This is a genomic window from Yersinia rohdei ATCC 43380 (genome assembly GCF_000173775.1).
Taxonomy (GTDB): Bacteria; Pseudomonadota; Gammaproteobacteria; order Enterobacterales; family Enterobacteriaceae; genus Yersinia; species Yersinia rohdei.
In genome coordinates, this window is record NZ_ACCD01000019.1 from 40,925 (window position 1) to 61,184 (window position 20,260).

Here is a 20,260-nt window from a genome sequence, read left to right on the forward strand (position 1 = left end):
GTTTAACTGTACATACCCGTGGTATTCGGTGGGGAGTTTCCTGATGACCGGCAGTCGCACTGTTAAGTTTTACTTCAATCAATTTTTCTCTATGGGAGGGAGGCTTAATGGATTTGGCCCTGTTTGACCTTGATGAAACGCTGATCAGCGATGATAGCTCTGGCCTCTGGTCGCACTGGCTGGTTGATGAGGGGCTGGCTCCCGCCGAATTGGCAGAACAAGAACAATATTTAATGAAACAGTATTATCAGGGAAGCCTATCGATGCCCTGCTATATGACGTCAACCTTGTCACCCTTGGTGGGCAAGCATATGGCTGAGGTCTCTGGCTGGGTTGAGCGCTTTATTGAGCGCGATATTTTACCCCGCATTTATCCGCAAGCCCAAAAGTTACTGAGTTGGCACCGTGATCGGGGCGATTACATCATGATTATTTCCGCAACAGGTGAGCATTTGGTTACTCCGATTGCCCGGCATTTCGCTGCCAATGCGGCGTTATCTATTGGCGTGGAAGTTGAAAATAGCTGCTATACCGGCAAGACTTATGGCACCCTGACTTATCGCGAAGGAAAAGTGGAGCGGTTGAAACAGTGGCTCACTGAGTCACCTCAGTTAAATTTCCAGAACACCTATGGTTACAGTGATTCAATCAATGACAAACCGCTGTTGGAATATGTGGATCGCGCAGCAGTGATTAATCCGGGAACGGAATTAGTAGATTTGGCAATTTTACATGACTGGGATATTCATCATTGGCAACGCGTCAAATAAAGAGGGTTTACTATGTTAAGGGTCTGGGGTCGGAATAATTCGACCAATGTCAAAAAAGTGCTTTGGTGTCTGGAAGAGTTAGGGCTGAGTTACGAGCGAATTGATGTCGGCGGCCAATTTGGCAAGTTGAACGACCCCCAGTATCGCGCATTGAATCCCAATGGCCTGATCCCCTGCCTGCAAGATGAGGATTTTATCCTGTGGGAATCCAACACTATTGTGCGTTATTTGGCAGCACAATATGGCGATAACTCACTTTACTTACCTGATGCCCGCCAGCGGGCGAGCGCTGAGAAGTGGATGGACTGGGCGACATCCAGTGTAGTCGATCCCTTTAAAACCGTGTTTATCGGCCTGGTGCGCACCGCCCCTGAGCGACAAAATAAAGAGAAAATTGCTCAAGGCATTGAGCAACTGAATCAATTAATGACAATTGCAGATGAGGCCCTTAGCCAGCAAGATTATCTTTCCGGGGAGCACTTCGGGATAGGTGATATTCCATTAGGATGCCTGGCATATGCCTGGTTTAATCTGCCAATTGAGCGCCCAGAATTGCCGCACTTACAGCACTGGTATCAACGCCTGACCACCAGAGCAGCATTTCAGAAAGTGATTGATATTGGGCTGAGCTGAACCACTAAATTGGAGGCACACCGACTGCCCCCAGATGTCAACCCATTAGCATAATACCCAAAGTTATTGACGTTGCAGGTAGGCGGCAAGCTAACCCCCTGCAACGTCAAGAATGAAGGGTTTTAGAAATCGTAGCTGGCACCAATCATATAACGGCGCCCATCCAAGACTTTATCGTTAACCTCAATATCCACACGTTTATCCAGCACGTTGTAGATGCCGCCCATCAGACGAAATTCTTTTGTCAGCTTATAGTTAGCGCCTAAATCAACAAAAGTGTAAGACGGAGTGGTGGTGCCCATGCTGGTGCGATTAAGATATTCTGAGGTTTTGCCACGGTAGTTCGCTCGTATCCAGGTTGCCAGTTCTTCACTGGCCTGCCAGTTCAGCGTGCCATTCAACATATGTTTTGGCATCTGGTTCAATGGCTGACCGGCGAATTGCCCGCTCTTTTGCTCAGACTGAGTAAAGGTATAGTTAGATGTCAGTGACCATGACTTGTTGATTTCCCAGCCAAAAGTCGCTTCTGCACCACGGGTCACGGCTTTATCCACATTGGTACGGTCACTGATAAATTTATAGGAAGTGCCATTAATCATGCACTGGCCAGAAGCCCTTCCTGTGGTATCAGTACAGCGGCGCACTTCGGTGATTTTATCTTTGAAATCAGTATTAAATAGCGTCAGTCCAGCATTCATGCCTTCCTGATCATCCCACAGAATACCGATTTCCTGGCTGATACTTTTTTCTGGTTTCAGGTTGGCATTGCCAATAATAATGGCTGGGTCACCACGACCCCCTCCGGTGAGTTGCCCCCAGTTTTCAGTGGCTTGACGTAAATCAGGTGAACGATAGCCACCGGATACCCCACCTTTTAAAGTCCATTGCTCAGCTAAATGCCAAACGCCGTATAAACGCGGTGTCCAGTGAGTGCCATAGTTTTCGTCCTGATCCATACGGATACCGCCGGTCAGTGCAAAATCATTGGTCATTTGCCATTCATCTTCAGCAAATAATGCCCAACTCCAGCGGGTCAATTTAGTCAAATCACTGGCAGAAACTAATTGGTTGCCTTCATCGTATAATTCTTCATAGCGATATTGGCCGCCAAGAATTAATGTATGGTTATCAAACAAGAATGACGTTTGGCTATTAAATATATTATCAACACTTTTCATTTCCCGCGATGGATTGCGGGTTTCATCGCGTTGAACATAACTGGTCGAGTTACCAAAGTCATAATAACCGTGATGCGTAATAGCATAATTATTGCGGTCATATTGTACATCACTGCTTTTACCGTTTAATGCCACAGTGCGTCCGGCAGTTGAATTTCTATCCTGCACATAATGACCAATATCAAAATCAAATTCGTTCTTATCATCTGGGGTCAGGGTAAATGTCGCTGCACCATTTCTTAGGCGCTGTTCATTATAGCCATCAATAATTTTATCTTCGCTACGATGAGAAAGCAGACCGCTGACTTTTAATCCCAACAAACCGTCAATTAATGGGCCAGAGGCGTAGGCATTGGTCTGGTAAATATCACCAGAGTTGGAGTCCTCCTGCAAGGTGGCATCCGCACGCACAGTACCTTGCCACTCTTTACCCACTTTCCGAGTAATGACGTTTATCACCCCTCCCATCGCATCTGAGCCATATAAGGAGGACATTGGGCCGCGTACCACCTCAATGCGTTCAATGGCCGCCAAAGGGGGTAACCAACCCTGCTCAATACCCGCACCATCACTGTTTGGTCGCGTACCGCGGGTATCAACACGTTTGCCATCCACCAGAATCAAGGTATATTTCGCTGACATACCACGAATACTTATATCACTGTGACTCCCTCCGCCGGTAACCACCACGCCAGGGACATCTTTCAGTGCATCGGTAATATCACGATAGGCTTTATTCTCAATTTGTTCGCGGGTCACAACTGAAATAGATGCAGCTGAGTCTTGAATACGTTGTTGGAAGCCAGTTGCCGTTACTACCATAGTATCTGTGGGGGTGGTATTAGCATCAGCGGCATACACCGGGGCAGATATAATTGCAGCTATCACCAATACCGCAGCATTAGATTTCCTAAAATTCTTATTGGCCTTCGCCATTATACTTTCTCCATGAGATATAAATTCAGAGCCTTTCCGTCAGGTTCTTTTTGCCTGTGGCGATACCGCCTGGCGGGCAGGTGATAAATATTATTTCTATAAAAATTGGCAATAGCTCACCAAAGCCAAAATAGCGCTTATAGCCATTCCTGCTTAATACATAATTATTATTTTTTGCAACTTGCGACTGCTTAAATAAATACCCTGAGTAATGGAACTGGCTAGCAGGTTATTCAGGATGGTCGGTATTTTTATCATCGGCTCAGTAGATAGATTCATTTCTGTCACCTTCTACGGGGTATCAGTGCTGTTAGCTTAGGTCACAGCCACACTAATCCCGTTATGCGTCCTTACAAGATAAGTGTAACAATAAAGCAAACGATAATAATTATCAATGAGATTACTGCAAGTAATTTAGAGTTTCTATATATAACTGGTTATTTTGTAAGGGTATTTAACCCTAAGAGGGAATTTCAAAAAGAGTAACATAATGGGGTGCAGACAACGTTGGCTAAAATATTCGCTGAATAAAGTACAAATAATCATCAAGTTATAGACGTAAAAAAGGGCGATAACATTATCGCCCTGCTCTCATTGCGCCATTATGTTAGTCAGAAACCAGTTCCGATTTTTTCGGTTCCTGAGCTTCTTCACTCTCATCACGCCATTTCGGGAATTTCATATCTTGATATTTAATGACTCGAGTGCCACGGGTCAGCTTGTAGCCAAACCAAATTATCAAGAACAATGGAATACCGATATAAGTTGCCGTTACACCATACCAATCAATGCGGTCTTGCAAGAATGCCTGATAGTTCTGACCCAAGGTAATTATCAGACACAATACAAAGGCAAAAATTGGCCCTAATGGGAAGAAGCTAGATTGATAGGGCAAGTCGTTCAAATCACGACCCTGCAGCATATAACCGCGACGGAAACGGTAATGGCTGATGGCAATACCCAACCAGGCAATAAAACCCGTCATCCCCGAGGTATTCAGTAACCATAAATACACAGTTTGGTTGCCAAACATCGAACTTAAGAAGCATAAACCGGCGACAACAGTGGTCGCATATAACGCATTACGTGGCACACCACCACTTGAAAGCTTAGCAAAAATACGCGGCGCTTTACCTTCTGAAGCCAGGGTAAATAACATGCGAGTTGAAGCATACATGCCGGAGTTACCGGCAGATAATACCGCCGTCAGAATAACCGCATTCATAACCGCCGCCGCTGATAATAGCCCCGCGTTCTGGAAGACTAATGTAAACGGGCTGACGCTAATATCTTTAACATCATTACGTAACAGACTTGGGTCGGTGTACGGAATAATCAGGCTAATAATAAGAATAGCCAGGATATAGAACAGTAAAATACGCCAAAATACCTTACGTATCGCCTGCGGAATATTTTTGCCCGGATCTTTTGATTCACCCGCCGCGATACCGATGAGTTCAGTTCCCTGGAAGGAGAAGCCGACAATCATCGCCACACCAATCATCGCCGAGAAACCACCCGCAAAGGGTGCGTCACCGATAGCCCAATTGTGCCAACCGGCGCTCTCACCGCCTTTCATTATGCCGGTTATCATCATGACACCCACAATGATAAAGATAATGACTGTGGTGACTTTAATCAGTGAGAACCAATATTCTGCTTCACCAAAGCCTTTCACTGATATCCAATTCAGTAAAAACATCAGGGCGAGGAATAACGCACTCCAGATCCAGCCTGGGGCATCAGGGAACCAGTAATTCATCACTAATTGTGCTGCAACCAAGTCGACGGCGATGGTAACCGCCCAGTTGTACCAGTAGTTCCAGCCAAGGGCGAAGCCGAAGCCTTCCTCAACATATTTTGAACCGTAAGTCGAAAACGAACCTGATACCGGCATAAATGCTGCCAGTTCACCCAGGCTGGTCATCAAGAAATAAACCATCAGGCCAATCAATGCATAGGAGAGCAATGCTCCACCTGGGCCTGCCTGTGAGACTGTCGCCCCGGAGGCCACAAATAAACCGGTGCCAATAGAACCACCGATAGCTATCATGGCTAAATGCCGAGACTTAAGCTCTCGGCGTAAGCGCTGTGCACCCTGCTGCGCTGGGATTTTAGTATGTTGCTGAGTCATTCTTACCCTAATCCGCCCTTAAAAATAAGGCGGGATTGTAACAAATCCCACCGGCTCTGTTAGCAACAATGCGCTGATATAAGATACCTTCATGATCCCCGGCCAATTATTAGCAAAAGCGCAATTGTCAGAATAAACTCACACCTACAGAATATTCTTACCGCAATACATTTTTATACTGGTCTAAATCACTTAAAATCCTTTCCTTTATATGGCTAATGCACTGATGTAAAAATCACCCTTTTCATATCTCTTCCTGACAATAACTCAGGAAACGTTGCAAAGCGTTGGAGATATGTTTTTGCCGATGATGAATCAGGTATAACGTTCGGATTAGCGGCGGCAAAGGAATATTAAGCGCGACAAGTTCACCGCGGGCCAGTTGATCAGCAATGACTCGATGTGACAAACAACTTATTCCCATGCCGTAATGCACCGCCCGCTTAATCGCCTCTGAATTACCCAGTTCCATGACTAATTTAAAATGAGGTAATTTTGTGAGCAGCAAGTGGTCAAGAACTTCTCGCGTACCCGACCCCCGTTCGCGCAGGATCCAAGCGGCATTCGCTAACTCTTCCAGCGTCAACATTTTATGGCATAACGGATTATCGGGTGCTGCAAATACGACCAACTCATCGTGCTGCCAAACCTGTGTTATCAATTCCGGCATATGACACGGCCCTTCAATTAGGCCAAGATCTCCGCGAAAGTCAGCAACGGCTTCAATAACATCTTGCGTGTTACCAATATTCAGTTCCAGCGGGGTACCAGGGAAATCATGTCGATATTTTGCAATCATGCCTGGCAACATATAATTGCCAATGGTGCTGCTGGCTGCAATCCGCAACGCCCCTAAATCCTGTAAGAAAAGCTGTTCTATTTCAATGGCCTGATCGAGAAGCGCACGAGCTTTAGGGTAAAGCAGTCGCCCATGCTCATTGGTCACTAAACGCTTACCAACTCTATCAAAAAGTTGCACCCCTAATTGCCCTTCCAAATCTGCCAACGCTGCACTGACTGCCGATTGTGAAAGCGCAAGCACAACCGATGCTTGGGTGGTAGAACCGCTTTTTAGCACCTCAGTAAAGACTTCAAGTTGACGTAAGGTTATGTGCATAACGGTCTCTGTAGTGAAAAATTGAGAATGCTATCATCTGCCAGTTCGCCGGTTGCCCAATTAGATGAGCGAACCTTTTTCCATAATAATTACTGACGAAAGGATTATATAGCCGCAACTATTTTATAAGATTAACACCTTTGACTAAGACTGGCAGGCTACTGGTCCTCAAACTAAGCCAGAGAATACGATTTACCGTAACCAGGCAGAAACAATAGCTAATGAAAATTGTCCTAAACACACCCAAAATCACCATTGGAATCAAATAAATAATCAAAAAGATAAAATAAAACAGGATAGCGAATAGTGTTTTAACCGAAATAAAAAACAACACCGATATAGGTGCAACAAGGAAGGATTCAAATCATATAATATCAAAAGCAATGCTATTTAATATATAAGGGAACTTAACCACCAGCTTCTCATTCAATCTCATCTCATCTCATTAAAGATAATGTTTTTCACTCTGAAAAATAATCATATGAAGTCTCAATCGCAAACAGGTTATTTGTCATTTAATGATCTCAGAAAATTCAGCGATACTGTCATGACAGTATAATTTCCATCATGGTGAAAACAGCAAAGGCCATGCTGTTCCTATTAAAATGAAAACTCTATTTTCCCTCAACTCTAACTGCATATAGAGGCATAAACGGATTAAGATAGAATTGAGCAGTATAAATCTCGTGACAAAATCTTGCCGCCCCAAAAGACCCCACTGTAAATTCCGAGAGCAAATGCAAAACCCCCGAACAAAGCCAGCCGCTACCTATACCAAGCATGATTAAAAAGTGTTTTCTTTCAGCGTGCTGCGGCCCTCTGCCGTATTCCACAAAAAAACACTGCTGGGCCCCTAGCCCTTCAGGCTAACAGCGTTATCACTTATATCGATTGATTATAAATATATAATCAATTTATCTATTATGCGAAAAATAGGTAAACTGTGCGCAATCTTTACAGGACATAGGACATAACATGGCGACTTCACAGGCTACAGGACTCTCCCGACCACGGCAGTTTAATCCGACCCGTTATATCCCGGGCTTGGTATTGACCGGTGTGATGACTGGGTTAGCGCTGAAAGTGGGTGATATGCCGTGGTTTATCGATATGGGGCTGGGGGCACTGACTCTGGCTATCTTATTCGGCATTGTCGTGGGTAACACCCTTTACCCTTGGGTTCAACCGGTCTGCTCTGACGGGGTGATGCTCGCAAAACAGCATTTGCTGCGTCTGGGTATCATTTTGTATGGTTTCCGGCTGACTTTTCAGCAGGTTGCTGATGTTGGTGCCACCGGGTTGATTATCGACCTTTTAACCCTGAGTTCGACTTTCATACTGGCATGCTGGTTAGGTAAACGGGTATTTGGTCTAGATCAGCAAACCGTGATGTTAATTGGTGCCGGTAGCAGTATTTGTGGTGCTGCGGCGATTATGGCCACAGAGCCGGTGTTGAAAGCCGATGCCAGTAAAGTGGCGGTGGCCGTCGCGACTGTGGTGATTTTCGGTACGCTGGCTATCTTTGTTTATCCTTGGCTGTATCAGTTGAATTTGCATTACCAATGGCTGCCGTTTAGTCAGGAAACTTTTGGGATTTTTGCCGGTTCAACTATTCATGAAGTGGCGCAGGTGGTTGCAGCCGGTCATGCCATTGGGCCTGATGCTGAAAATGCAGCCGTCATTACTAAAATGATCCGCGTCATGATGCTGGCCCCCTTCTTGCTGCTACTTTCTGCTTATCTGGGCCGCAGTAGCTTGAAAACCAGCGGTAAAAAACGTGAGAAAAGTGCCATTACTATTCCGTGGTTTGCCGTGATATTTATTCTGATGGCTGGTTTCAACTCATTAAACTTGTTACCAGAAACTTGGGTTAACCATCTGATTGTATTAGATACTGTATTACTGGCGATGGCGATGGCAGCTCTGGGGTTAACCACCCATGTGGGTTCTATCCGCCAAGCCGGGATAAAACCACTATTACTGGCGTTGATGTTATTTGCCTGGTTGTTGATAGGCGGTAGCGGTATCAATGTATTGGTGCAGCACTTGGCGGCTTAATACCGATATAACGCTATCTGACTGTCATTTAAAGGCCGCATTCACGTAAGCGGCCGGAGCGCCCATCAGGGGAATCGCCCCGACGAATACGAGACTGTAAATATCGATTTATCATCAACTTAGAGGGCCGCATCTGCGGCCCTTTTGTTCTTAGCCGCTTTCGCCATTCAATCAGACCGCTATCAATGCCATAATGGGCCGGTTATCAAAGGAGAATGGAATGAAATTTGTCGGTGCACATGTCAGTGCAGCAGGTGGTGTAGACCAGGCTGTGATTAGAGCGCACGAACTTGAGGCCACGGCCTTCGCCCTGTTTACCAAGAATCAACGCCAATGGCGGGCTGCGCCACTCGCAGAAGATGTTATTGATAAATTTAAGCAGGCTTGCGAGCAGTACGGCTACACTTCAGCTCAAATTCTGCCTCACGATAGCTATTTGATTAATCTTGGTCATCCGGTCACAGAGGCACTGGAAAAATCCCGCGACGCTTTTATTGATGAGATGGTTCGTTGTCAGCAACTGGGTTTATCATTGCTGAATTTCCATCCCGGCAGCCATTTACTGCAAATTGATGAAGATAAATGTCTGGCCCGCATTGCGGAATCTATTAATATCGCCCTGGATGCAACCCAAGGCGTGACCGCCGTGATTGAAAACACCGCCGGTCAGGGCAGTAATTTAGGATTCAAATTTGAACATCTGGCCGCCATTATTGCCGGTGTAGAAGATAAGAGCCGGGTCGGTGTTTGTATTGATACCTGCCATGCCTTCGCAGCTGGTTATGATTTACGTACCGAAGAGGATTGCCAGCGCACCTTTGCGGCACTGGGCGATATTGTCGGGTTCCAATATTTACGCGGTATGCATCTTAATGATGCCAAAAGCGAATTTAACAGCCGTGTCGACCGCCATCACAGCTTGGGTGAAGGGAATATTGGCAAAACTGTCTTCAGCTATATTATGCGTGACGCGCGTTTCGATAATATTCCGCTGATTCTGGAAACCGTGAATCCAGATATCTGGGCAGAAGAAATTGCCTGGTTGAAGTCACAAGCGGGCATCTAGTGCAATCGCATTAAATAGAAATAAAAAAACCGGCACTTGAGGCCGGTTTTTTATGGGCAATACTATATCAACGCGATATTAGGCAACTTTCGCCACCACCGCGTCAGGGCGTTTGAGCAAGGCGTACAAGCCGCCAGCCAAGACAGTCCCGGCGATAATAGCCACCAGATACAGCAGTACCGGATGAATCGCGCCTGGAATTAACAGCACAAACAAACCGCCATGAGGTGCCATCAGCTGTGCGCCAAAGGCCATTGACAGCGCCCCAGTCAGTGCGCCACCGGCAATACAGCAAGGTAAGACACGCATTGGGTCGCGAGCGGCGAATGGAATCGCACCCTCGGAGATAAAGCACAGACCCAGTACCAGTGCTGCTTTGCCTCCTTCCTGTTCGCCTTTATCAAATTTATGACGCGCCAACAGTGTTGACAGCCCCATCGCTAACGGAGGCACCATCCCCGCCGCCATAATCGCCGCCATAGGTGCATAAACTGACGAACTCAGCAGTGCGACACCAAAGGCGTAAGCCGCTTTGTTCACCGGCCCACCCATATCAGTACACATCATGGCACCGAGGATAGCCCCCAAGAGTACCGCATTCGCTGTACCCATAGATTGCAGCCAGTTAGTCAGGCCAGTCATGATTTTTGCCACCGGCGTGCCGACCACATAAATCATCACCAAACCGACAATCAAGCTAGCGACTAGCGGGATAATCAGTATCGGCTTAAGCGCTTCCATACTTTGCGGCAAGTGCAGCTTGGTGCTGATGGCTTTCGCCACGTAACCAGCAAGGAAACCGGCAATGATACCGCCAAGGAAGCCCGCGCCAGTGCTGACCGCTAACATACCGCCAATTAAACCCGGTGTCAGACCTGGGCGGTCAGCAATCGAGAAGGCAATAAAACCCGCCAAAACCGGAACCATCAAGGCAAAGGCAGAGCCGCCGCCGATTTGCATCAAGGCCGCCGCCAGAGTGCCTTTAACTTCAAATGCTTTAATACCAAACACGAACGAGAGCGCAATACACAAACCGCCGGCAACAACCATTGGCAACATGTAAGACACGCCGGTCAACAGATGGCGATAGGGGCCACCGGTTTCAGCTTTTTTCGCCCCGGCACTGCCGGTTTTCGGCTGATACTCTTGGGCTTCAATTAATGCTTTATCCAGCTCTTGCGCAGTTTTCTTTAAAGCCAGACCCGTGGTGGTGCGGTACATAGGCTTACCGGCGAACTTATCCAAGTCCACTTCGATATCAGCCGCCACAATCACCAGATCGGCTGCTGCCACTTCTTCTGGGGTAATTGCGTTGCCCGCGCCAACCGAACCGCGGGTTTCAACTTTCACCCACCAGCCACGTTTTTTAGCTTCACTTTCAATGGCTTCAGCTGCCATAAAGGTATGTGCCACACCCGTTGGACAAGCCGTAATCGCGACAATGCGTTTAGGGCCAGTGGCTGGCGTTGCACTGACCGCAGCCTGATAAGGTTTAGCTTGTGCAATGGCCTGAGCCAAAAAACCTTCAGGATCGCGAACCGCTTTCTCCACTTCACCGACATACACTTTTTTGCCGTTCAGCGCACTGTCAGCAGGGACTGATTGCCCAGCAACAATCACCAACTCCGCATCAGCGGCACTCGATACCCAGCTCAGCCCTGCTTTTGCCGCCGCAGCACCCAACATCAGGGTCGCAAGGTGGCCTCTGGCCTGCCCGAGCGAACTGTCTATTATTAGTAGCGTTTTCATTTCGCCTCCGGAGATCAATTAAAGGGTTTCAGGTCAACTCTCGCCATCATGGCTGCCAACTGCGGGCGATCCGTAATACCAACATTGCTCTGACTCACGGCCAACGCAGCAACCGCCGTTGCTAAACGCAACGTGTGTTCGCTGGATTCGCGCATCAACAATCCATAGATCAAGCCACCGACCATCGAGTCACCCGCTCCCACGGTACTGACCACTTCACAAGCCGGTGGTTTTGCCAGCCATGCTCCAGACGCATTGACCCACAGCGCCCCTTCCGCTCCGAGCGAAATCACCACATGAGCAATTCCTTGATCACGCAGCGCATGTGCTGCTTCCACCACATCACTCAGTTCAGGTAATGGGCGACCAGCCCAGATCTCCAGCTCACGGCGGTTTGGTTTAACCAACCACGGCGAGGCTTTCAGACCTGCAACCAGTGCTTCACGGCTGCTGTCGAAAATAATGCACGGACATTGGCTGCGCAGGCGTTTCATCCAATCGGTAAAATCATCAGGATTAACACCGGATGGCAGACTGCCGCTCACGGCAACCATGTCGAACTGCCCTAACCAACTCAAAGAATCAGTGACAAAGCGATCCCAATCCGGTTTGGTGACTTCAAAGCCGGAGAAGTTGAAATCCGTCACTTCGCCATCTTTTTCGGTCAGTTTGACGTTAATGCGGGTGCGGCCGGGCACCACCTGAAAACGGTTGGCGATACCCAGTTCGCTAAATAACAGTTGGAAACCGTCTTGGTTATCTTTACCAAGGAAGCCGCCGACAGTGACATCAATTCCCAAGTCTTTCAGTACCTTGGCAACATTAATACCTTTACCTGCGGCATGCAGACCGGCAGTTTTCACTAAGTTAACTTCACCGCGTTCAATTTCCGGGCAAAAACCGACCAGATCATAAGCCGGGTTCAGTGTGATGGTTGCGACTCTTCTGCTCATGCTACCCCCTCGCCCAAACCGGCGGAGATAGCTTCACCAATCGCATCCAGTGCGGCCTGTGCATCTTCACCGCTGGCGGTAAAGCGCAGGCGATTGCCTTTTTTAATCCCTAATGCCACCACTCTCATCAGACTCCGTCCATTAGCAGGTTTACCGGTGCCGTCCAGATTGGTTACGGTAATTTCACTGGTAAACTGTTTGATTGTATTGACTAAAATTGTTCCTGGGCGCGCATGTAACCCGTGTTCATTACGAATAACAAACTCAGCGCTTAACACTTCCTTCTGCTCAACATATTCACTGCTCAGCAATGCCAGCAGTGCCGCGGCATCGGCGTTCAGCAACGCGTCAGCTTTTTTCGCCAGCAGTAAATCACTTAAATAGTTCAGCACAGAGAGCGGCTGGTCATCCGCAACGGACAGTGTCAGCAGCAACGCCACTTTTTCACCATGATGCTCAAAGGCCGTAGCCGGGCGACTGACAGTGGCGGCACTCATCAGGTTGCCTTCAGTACTGTCGCTCAGCCAAATGCCCTGCCCCAGATTCAGTGGCTCACGGGTGATGACATCGCTAACAAAATGCGCATCTACGGCCCCGATTTGCTGTAAACGGCCCGCATTTAGCGCCTGCAAGGTAATCAAATTATCCGCCGCGACATCAAGTGCTATCAGTGACGTGTCAAAGTGGAATTCAGCGGCTTTTTGCTCGCCCATCAGCAAACTGCGTAACTCTTCAGCTGAAGTGGTTGTTGCCAGCTGAGCGGCGACCGCATCATCGCTTAATACATGGGTCAATTGGCGCAGTAATGCCAAATGTTCATCTGAACGAGCGGCAATCCCAATGACGATATAGGCGGTTTGATCTTCCCCCCACGCAATACCTTGCGGGAATTGGAAAACCTGCACTCCAGTGTTGAGCACCAAGTCGCGGGTATCAGTGGTACCATGTGGAATGGCAATGCCATTACCCAGATAAGTCGAGGTTTGCAGCTCACGGGCTAACATGCCATCGACATAAGCGGCGCTAACACAGCCAGCCTGAGTCAGCGCCGCTGCCACTTGGTTAATCGCCTCGTTTTTGCTGTCTGCTTGAGCAGCCAGATGGATATCTTTCGTAGATAACTGGAACATTATGTCTCCTCTCCGCTGAAATTGAATCGTTTCAGCTTTTGTGAGAAAAAGGAGCGTTACCCTTTATCATCTGGTGACGAGATAACGCTGAAACGTTTCAAGGAGTGTGTTTCCGACTAAGAATATATGCAAGTTTTCTGCTTTTATTCTTGATAGATTTTTGACACTCCGCACATTTTCATGATGAACGTGCTGATGTCAGCAACAAATCAGCCTAACCAGCTGATGCTTGCTGACAGCTATTATAAAGGAGTCAAAACAATGGCAGTTGTAGTCGGTGTGGGTGTCATTATTGTTAATCAGCAAGGTGAAATACTGCTGGGTAAGCGCTGCGGTCAGCATGCGCCTTATTGGTCAATTCCTGGCGGACATATGGAGGCCGGAGAGTCTTTTGAACAAGCAGCTCAACGCGAAGTAGCCGAAGAAACAGGTTTATATATCAATGAGATGCAGGTCATTGCGCTGTGCAACAACCTGCTCACCTGGCGTGAGGAAGGCAAACATACCGTGTCGGTTTGTTTGTTAGCACAACATCCCGGCGGGCAAGCGGAGCTGAAAGAGCCGGATAAATGTCAGCAATGGATCTGGTGCAATCCACAAGAGTTACCCGAACCTCACTTTGAGGCCAGCCGCCATGCGATTGATTTATGGCTAAATCAGCAATTTTACGCGCCCCACAGCTAAGTTAAGGCGCGGTATCCGCTTCCAGTTGGATTAAATACACCAGCGCCTGGTCGCGAGTATCAAAACACATCTCCCGCAAGGCTTGTAGGCTGGCACATACTGCTGGGCGCAAAGGGGAGTGGAAAATATCGCAGCGCATATTGTCATTCAAATGCAGGCAACGCGTATTGGCGGGCTTGCCGAATGGCATGCCGGGGATGGGGCTGGAAATCGAAGGAGCAATACAGCATGCACCGCAATCTGAGCGACAGTCCATCAGCAAGCTCCTGTAGGCTGGTGGATTAAGTGCCGACAATAGCAATCTCCCTCATTAACTGCCAGTGTTAAAACTGAACTCATCACATTAAGACGCGCCGGTACTCTTTTGGCGCGGCGACCTACTGCCGGAGCGCCTCATGGCGCATCGCCCCGACTCACTCGCAACAGCCAAGGTCGGATGGTTATCAGCCGCGCCTTTAATCGGATATTTTCCCATCCCACTGCCCAAGTTGTACGATATTCACTCAGTTATAAATGTGATAGCCAGACGAATAACTGACTGAATTATCCCTGCAAGCATATTCAACTGTTTACAGCGGCAACGCCAACATGTACCATTGAGCTAGTACAAAAGATCTATTAACTATAGAACGACATTAACCCCCTTATTTATCCCCAAAGTAGTTGCCGTTGCCGGCAGGCCGCAAGTGAACTTATCCAGTTGATCTTACAACAGTAAGTGATTCGGATAAGTGGAAAACGCCCCAGCGACACCAAGTACCAAAGGGATTTGGAGTTACCATGGATTTGCCTCAACCCCTAGCACGCCCCTCCGTCCTTGGTGGTGCCATGATAGTTGCTGGTACCGCAGTCGGCGCTGGCATGTTCTCAATCCCCATAGTGACAGCTGGCGTCTGGTTCAGTGGATCAGTGATGCTGCTGATTTATACTTGGGCTTGTATGTTAATTTCCGGTCTGATGATTTTGGAAGCCAATCTAAACTATCCGAGTGGAGCCAGTTTTCACACTATGGTGCAAGACTTGCTGGGCAAAATCTGGAGCTCTATCAATGGGTTGTCGATAACCTTTGTCCTCTACATCCTGACCTACGCCTATATCTCTGCCGGCGGTTCAATTATTACGCATACACTGCAAAATACCTTTGGGATTAGTCAGTCCGGGGCGGGCTTTATTTTTGCATTATTAGTCGCCTTTATTGTGTGGTTATCTACCCGCGCGGTAGACCGTTTAAGCACAATATTGATAGGTGGCATGGTTATCACTTTCGTTATGTCCGTCGGTGATATGTTCAGCCATGTAGAAACGGCCGTTTTGTTCAATCAAACGGATAGCACCGCCAATTATTTACCTTATGCATTGGCAGCACTGCCCTACTTACTGACCTCATTTGGCTACCACGGCAATGTGCCGGGGCTGGTAAAATATTACCGCAAAGACAGCAAAGCCGTCGTGCGCAGCTTGCTGTATGGCACTTTGATTGCATTAGTCATTTATGTTTTATGGCAGTTCGCCATTCAGGGCAATATTACCCGGGAAGCATTCAAACAAGTTATTGCCGATGGCGGTAATATTGGCAGCCTGCTGAAACAGATGGATATGGTTTCTGCCAGTCAAACCACCAGCCAGCTACTTAATGCTTTCTCTTATATGGCCCTGGCCAGTTCATTCCTCGGCGTTTCTCTTGGATTATTTGATTATATTGCTGATTTCTTTAAGTTTTCCGATGATCGCGGCGGGCGAACCAAATCAGCATTAATCACCTTTATACCGCCAACCCTCGGAGCCCTGCTGTTCCCGAATGGTTTTCTCTATGCCATTGGTTTTGCGGGGTTAGCCGCCACCATTTGGGCGGTGATTGTGCCAGCCTTGATGGCTCGCGCCAGCCGTAAACGCTTCCCACGTGCGGTTTATCGTGCTCCCGGTGGACGCGCTATGATTGGTTTTATTATCCTGTTTGGTTTGATTAATGCCGTCGCTCATATTGCAGCATTGTTTGGCATTTTACCGGTGTATGCGTAAGGCGGATTTTATAGTGAAAATCTTAGGCTTTTTTGCGCTATCCGCTTGCCTGAAACCAGCGGCGCGAGTAACTTGTCGCAACTTATCTTCAATTCTGATTGGCGGTTAATAAATGGCAAGAGCTAACGAAATAAAACGCGGTATGGCGGTCAACCTCAACGGCAAATTACTGCTGGTGAAAGATATTGACGTACAAAGCCCAAGTGCCCGTGGTGCAAGTACCCTATATAAGATGCGTTTTTCTGACGTGCGTACAGGGTTGAAAGTTGAAGAGCGTTTTAAAGGTGATGAAATTCTCGATACCATCACCCTGACCCGCCGCGGTGTGAATTTCTCTTATATCGATGGTGACGAATACGTCTTTATGGATGATGAAGATTTTACGCCGTACAACTTCAAAAAAGAGCAAATTGAAGAAGAGTTGCTGTTTATTCCTGAGGGTGGCATGCCGGGGATGCAAGTATTGACGATGGACGGCCAATTGCTGGCGTTGGAATTGCCGCAAACCGTTGATATGGAAATTGTTGAAACTGCTCCGAGCATTAAAGGCGCATCTGCCAGTGCCCGTAACAAACCCGCAGTGATGAGTACCGGTCTGTCAATTCAGGTGCCAGAATACATCAGCCCTGGTGAGAAAATTCGGATTCATATTGCAGAACGCCGCTATATGGGCCGTGCTGACTAACTTTTAGCTCTCTAGATTAAGGGCCAGTTTCCCGGCCCTTAACTATTCTTATATTACTTTAGCTCTTATTACTTCAGCTCGGGGAAGAACGCCCGCTTCAGCGCCAACTCCACACCACGGACTTCTGCCAACCCTTTCAGGCGACCAATGGCGGAATAGCCCGGATTGGTTTTCTTATGCAAATCATCCAACATCTGATGGCCATGATCTGGGCGCATAGGGATCGGACGCATATCACCAGCAGCTTGACGACGTTGTTCTTCCGTTAAAATGGCCTTAACGACAGAGTACATGTCGACATCACCTTGCAAATGACCGCCTTCATGGAAGGTTTTTGGATTCCCTTCACGGCAGGTTGAGCGCAGGTGAGTAAAGTGGATACGATCACCAAAAGTCTCGATCATCTCTACCAAATCATTATCAGCCCGTACGCCATAAGAACCGGTGCACATGGTAAAACCGTTATGAATACTATCAACGGTTTCTTTCAGCCACTGCATATCTTCAATTGTTGAAACGATACGCGGCAGGCCAAGAATCGGACGCGGTGGATCATCAGGATGCACCGCCATACGCAAGCCGACCTGTTCAGCAACAGGTATGATCTCACGCAAAAAATAGCCCATATTTTCACGCAGTTGCGCTTTATCGATACCATCATATTCAGCCAAACGTGCGCGGAATTGATCCAGCGTATAACCCTCTTCAGCTCCTGGCAAACCGGCAATAATATTGCCTGTCAGCTTGGCGATATCGGCATCAGACATTGCCGCGAAATATTCTTTCGCCTGCGCCTGCTCTTCAGCAGTGTAATCATTCTCAGCACCAGGGCGTTTTAGAATATGCAACTCGAAGGTAGCAAAGGCTATCTGGTCAAAACGCAATGCTTTGGAACCATCAGGTAATTGATATTCCAGGTCAGTACGCGTCCAATCCAGTACTGGCATAAAGTTGTAGCACACGGTATCAATACCACAGGCCGCCAGATTACGTAGCGTTTGCTTATAATTGTCGATGTGTTGTTGATAGTTGCCGCTGTGTGTTTTGATTTCTTCATGGATAGGCACACTTTCCACTACCGACCATACCAAACCTTTCGCCGCCAATTCAGCCTGACGTTGTTTGATTTCACTCACAGGCCAAACTTCACCATTCGGGATATGATGTAACGCAGTTACTACTCCAGTTGCGCCAGCCTGACGGATATCATCTAACGACACCGGATCATTCGGGCCATACCAACGCCATGTTTGTTCCATTTATTTTTACCTTCTGCGTAAATTTTTCAGGTGTGCTAAAAATGTTGTTATACCGATTTCCAAGAGGTATCACTCAGCTTTATCCTCACTCTTTCGGCACTAAGTGTCAAAAAGCAAAAGCTCATTGGTTGATCCACTTCACGAAAACAATCAATATTGGACTTACCAATTTTATTTTCTGTCATATGGCTTTACACTGCAAGCCGATATTCATGGCAACGAGAAAAAGAAAATGGTCAGCATACGGTGGTTTTCCTTATAAAAAGCCTATCAAAACTGGTCTAACAACTTTTTATTTGCCACCTTTTATGTCAACCCCCTTGCAATAATCGTGGGGTGAATGATTTTGGAGCCTCTTATGAACACCATTGCCAACAGCCCACTTCCCGCAACCGTGCAGCTGCCTACTTATGATAGAACCGCGCTAAAAAGCCGAATTGTTCACATTGGTTTTGGTGCATTTCATCGCGCGCATCAAGCACTGCTCACTGACCGGGTATTAAATAAACAAGGGGGAGACTGGGGGATTTGCGAAGTCAGCTTGTTGGGCGGCGACGCACTGATTCAAAGTTTACGTCAGCAAGACCATCTTTTCTCCGTATTGGAAAAAGGGGCACAAAATAATCAAGCCATTGTTGTCGGCTCAGTCTGTGAATCAGTCCATGCCCGGCTCGATGGCATCATGCAAGTCCTTGAGAAATTGGCAGAACCACAAGTGGCTATCGTCTCGCTGACTATCACTGAAAAAGGGTATTGCATCGAACCTGGTACTGGCCAGCTGGACCTGCAAAATGAGTTTGTACGTGCTGACCTGGCAATTCCTGATGCCCCAACTTCCGCGCCAGGGGTGCTGGTAGAAGCGCTTCGGTTACGTCGCTTACGCGGCCTGCCACCTTTTACTGTGCTTTCCTGTGATAACATTCCAGAAAATGGTCATGTGGTAAAAAATGCGGTGTTAGGTCTGGCAACCGCCCGAGATCCTGAGCTGGCCAGCTGGATAAGCCAGAATGTCACCTTCCCTAACACCATGGTGGATCGCATTGTACCTGCGGCTACCGCAGAAACTTTGCAAGAAATCGCCGATACCCTTGGTGTTGCCGACCCCTGCGGTATTGCCTGTGAACCATTTATTCAGTGGGTAGTGGAAGATAAATTTGTTGCTGGCCGTCCTGACTGGCAAGTGGCCGGGGTGCAGTTGGTAGATGACGTATTGCCATTTGAAGAAATGAAACTGCGCATGTTGAATGGCAGCCATTCCTACCTTTCTTATCTGGGTTATCTGGCGGGTTATCAACATATTAATGACTGTATGGCAGATGAGAATTATCGTGTTACCGCCCGCCGTTTAATGATAGCGGAACAAGCACCAACTCTGCGTGTCACCGGCGTTGACCTCAACGCGTATGCCGATCAACTGATTGAGCGCTACAGTAATCCATCGTTAAAACATCGGACATGGCAGATTGCTATGGATGGTAGCCAGAAATTACCACAGCGAATGTTAGATTCAGTGCGCTGGCATTTACAGCATGGCGGAACCTATCCTTGCTTGGCATTAGGGATTGCGGGTTGGATGCGTTATGTGGGTGGCGTGGATGATAACGGCCAAGCAATTGATATCCGTGACCCAATGGCAGAGAACTTTAAACAATGTGTGGCCGACAGTGAAGACGGTGTTGCCAGAGTGCAAAGTTTACTGTCGTTGAAAGCCCTGTTTGGTGAGACCCTGCCACAACAAGCTGCATTCGTTCAGGCCGTCACTGAGGCCTATCTCAGCTTGCAACAATTGGGTGCGAAAGAAACCGTGAAACGTTTAGCTGAACACGCTTAATTGCATCACTAAATATTGGCTGGATACCTGCTGTATTCAGCCAATATTTTATTATTCA

General features: G+C 47.6%; 16 protein-coding genes. 8 read left to right on the plus strand and 8 right to left on the minus strand.

Features of this window, described 5'->3' with window-relative positions; all coding sequences use genetic code 11:
• Positions 1-107 precede the first annotated feature (107 nt).
• Positions 108-770 carry an HAD family hydrolase gene (locus tag YROHD0001_RS05805; protein ID WP_004715492.1) on the plus strand — a complete coding sequence of 221 codons (663 nt, stop codon included), beginning with the start codon at positions 108-110 and terminating at the stop codon, positions 768-770.
• Between the two features lie 12 nt (positions 771-782).
• Positions 783-1,403: a glutathione S-transferase family protein gene (locus YROHD0001_RS05800; protein WP_032817301.1), complete on the plus strand. Its 621-nt coding sequence runs from the start codon at positions 783-785 to the stop codon at positions 1,401-1,403.
• 122 nt (positions 1,404-1,525) lie between these two features.
• Here YROHD0001_RS05800 and YROHD0001_RS05795 read toward each other — a convergent pair whose 3' ends face one another.
• The 3 genes from YROHD0001_RS05795 to yieE form a co-directional block, all read right to left on the minus strand.
• Positions 1,526-3,517 carry a ligand-gated channel protein gene (locus tag YROHD0001_RS05795; RefSeq protein ID WP_004715496.1) on the minus strand — a complete coding sequence of 664 codons (1,992 nt, stop codon included), beginning with the start codon at positions 3,515-3,517 and terminating at the stop codon, positions 1,526-1,528.
• Positions 3,518-4,124: 607 nt separating this feature from the next.
• Complete coding sequence (locus YROHD0001_RS05790; RefSeq protein ID WP_004715498.1) at positions 4,125-5,651, minus strand: amino acid permease; 1,527 nt, start codon at positions 5,649-5,651, stop codon at positions 4,125-4,127.
• Positions 5,652-5,895: 244 nt separating this feature from the next.
• On the minus strand, positions 5,896-6,768 hold the full coding sequence (gene yieE / locus YROHD0001_RS05785) for a DNA-binding transcriptional regulator YeiE (protein ID WP_004715499.1): 873 nt from the start codon (positions 6,766-6,768) through the stop codon (positions 5,896-5,898).
• Positions 6,769-7,743: 975 nt separating this feature from the next.
• On the opposite strand from yieE, the gene YROHD0001_RS05780 reads away from it, so the two are divergent.
• The gene (locus tag YROHD0001_RS05780; protein WP_004715500.1) at positions 7,744-8,826 is read left to right on the plus strand and encodes a YeiH family putative sulfate export transporter; all 1,083 of its coding nucleotides are present in this window, start codon (positions 7,744-7,746) and stop codon (positions 8,824-8,826) included.
• 220 nt (positions 8,827-9,046) lie between these two features.
• Positions 9,047-9,892: a deoxyribonuclease IV gene (gene nfo / locus YROHD0001_RS05775; protein ID WP_032817302.1), complete on the plus strand. Its 846-nt coding sequence runs from the start codon at positions 9,047-9,049 to the stop codon at positions 9,890-9,892.
• A 78-nt stretch (positions 9,893-9,970) separates the two neighbouring features.
• On the opposite strand, the gene fruA is transcribed toward nfo, so the two are convergent.
• The 3 genes from fruA to fruB are packed head-to-tail and all read right to left on the minus strand — an operon-like array spanning position 9,971 to position 13,724.
• On the minus strand, positions 9,971-11,641 hold the full coding sequence (gene fruA, locus YROHD0001_RS05770; RefSeq protein ID WP_004715502.1) for a PTS fructose transporter subunit IIBC: 1,671 nt from the start codon (positions 11,639-11,641) through the stop codon (positions 9,971-9,973).
• Between the two features lie 14 nt (positions 11,642-11,655).
• On the minus strand, positions 11,656-12,594 hold the full coding sequence (gene fruK, locus YROHD0001_RS05765; RefSeq protein WP_032817304.1) for a 1-phosphofructokinase: 939 nt from the start codon (positions 12,592-12,594) through the stop codon (positions 11,656-11,658).
• Positions 12,591-13,724 (minus strand): fused PTS fructose transporter subunit IIA/HPr protein, encoded by a 1,134-nt coding sequence (gene fruB / locus YROHD0001_RS05760; RefSeq protein WP_004715504.1) that lies wholly within the window; start codon positions 13,722-13,724, stop codon positions 12,591-12,593. The genes fruK and fruB overlap by 4 nt, the downstream gene beginning before the upstream one ends.
• Before the next feature lie 261 nt (positions 13,725-13,985).
• Here fruB and YROHD0001_RS05755 point away from each other — a divergent pair, with 261 nt between their 5' ends.
• The gene (locus tag YROHD0001_RS05755; RefSeq protein ID WP_032817321.1) at positions 13,986-14,408 is read left to right on the plus strand and encodes a nucleotide triphosphate diphosphatase NUDT15; all 423 of its coding nucleotides are present in this window, start codon (positions 13,986-13,988) and stop codon (positions 14,406-14,408) included.
• 1 nt (position 14,409) lies between these two features.
• On the opposite strand, the gene YROHD0001_RS0118225 is transcribed toward YROHD0001_RS05755, so the two are convergent.
• Positions 14,410-14,664, minus strand: coding sequence for a YkgJ family cysteine cluster protein (locus YROHD0001_RS0118225; RefSeq protein WP_032817306.1), 255 nt, complete (start codon positions 14,662-14,664; stop codon positions 14,410-14,412).
• Positions 14,665-15,188: 524 nt separating this feature from the next.
• On the opposite strand from YROHD0001_RS0118225, the gene mtr reads away from it, so the two are divergent.
• Positions 15,189-16,427: a tryptophan permease gene (gene mtr, locus YROHD0001_RS05750; RefSeq protein WP_004715507.1), complete on the plus strand. Its 1,239-nt coding sequence runs from the start codon at positions 15,189-15,191 to the stop codon at positions 16,425-16,427.
• A 112-nt stretch (positions 16,428-16,539) separates the two neighbouring features.
• A complete protein-coding gene (gene yeiP, locus YROHD0001_RS05745; RefSeq protein WP_004715508.1) occupies positions 16,540-17,112 on the plus strand; it encodes an elongation factor P-like protein YeiP in 573 nt (190 codons plus the stop codon).
• 68 nt (positions 17,113-17,180) lie between these two features.
• Here the strand turns inward: yeiP and uxuA are convergent, their stop codons facing one another.
• On the minus strand, positions 17,181-18,371 hold the full coding sequence (uxuA, locus tag YROHD0001_RS05740; RefSeq protein ID WP_004715509.1) for a mannonate dehydratase: 1,191 nt from the start codon (positions 18,369-18,371) through the stop codon (positions 17,181-17,183).
• A 358-nt stretch (positions 18,372-18,729) separates the two neighbouring features.
• Here uxuA and YROHD0001_RS05735 point away from each other — a divergent pair, with 358 nt between their 5' ends.
• Positions 18,730-20,202 (plus strand): mannitol dehydrogenase family protein, encoded by a 1,473-nt coding sequence (locus tag YROHD0001_RS05735; protein ID WP_004715511.1) that lies wholly within the window; start codon positions 18,730-18,732, stop codon positions 20,200-20,202.
• Positions 20,203-20,260 lie beyond the last annotated feature (58 nt).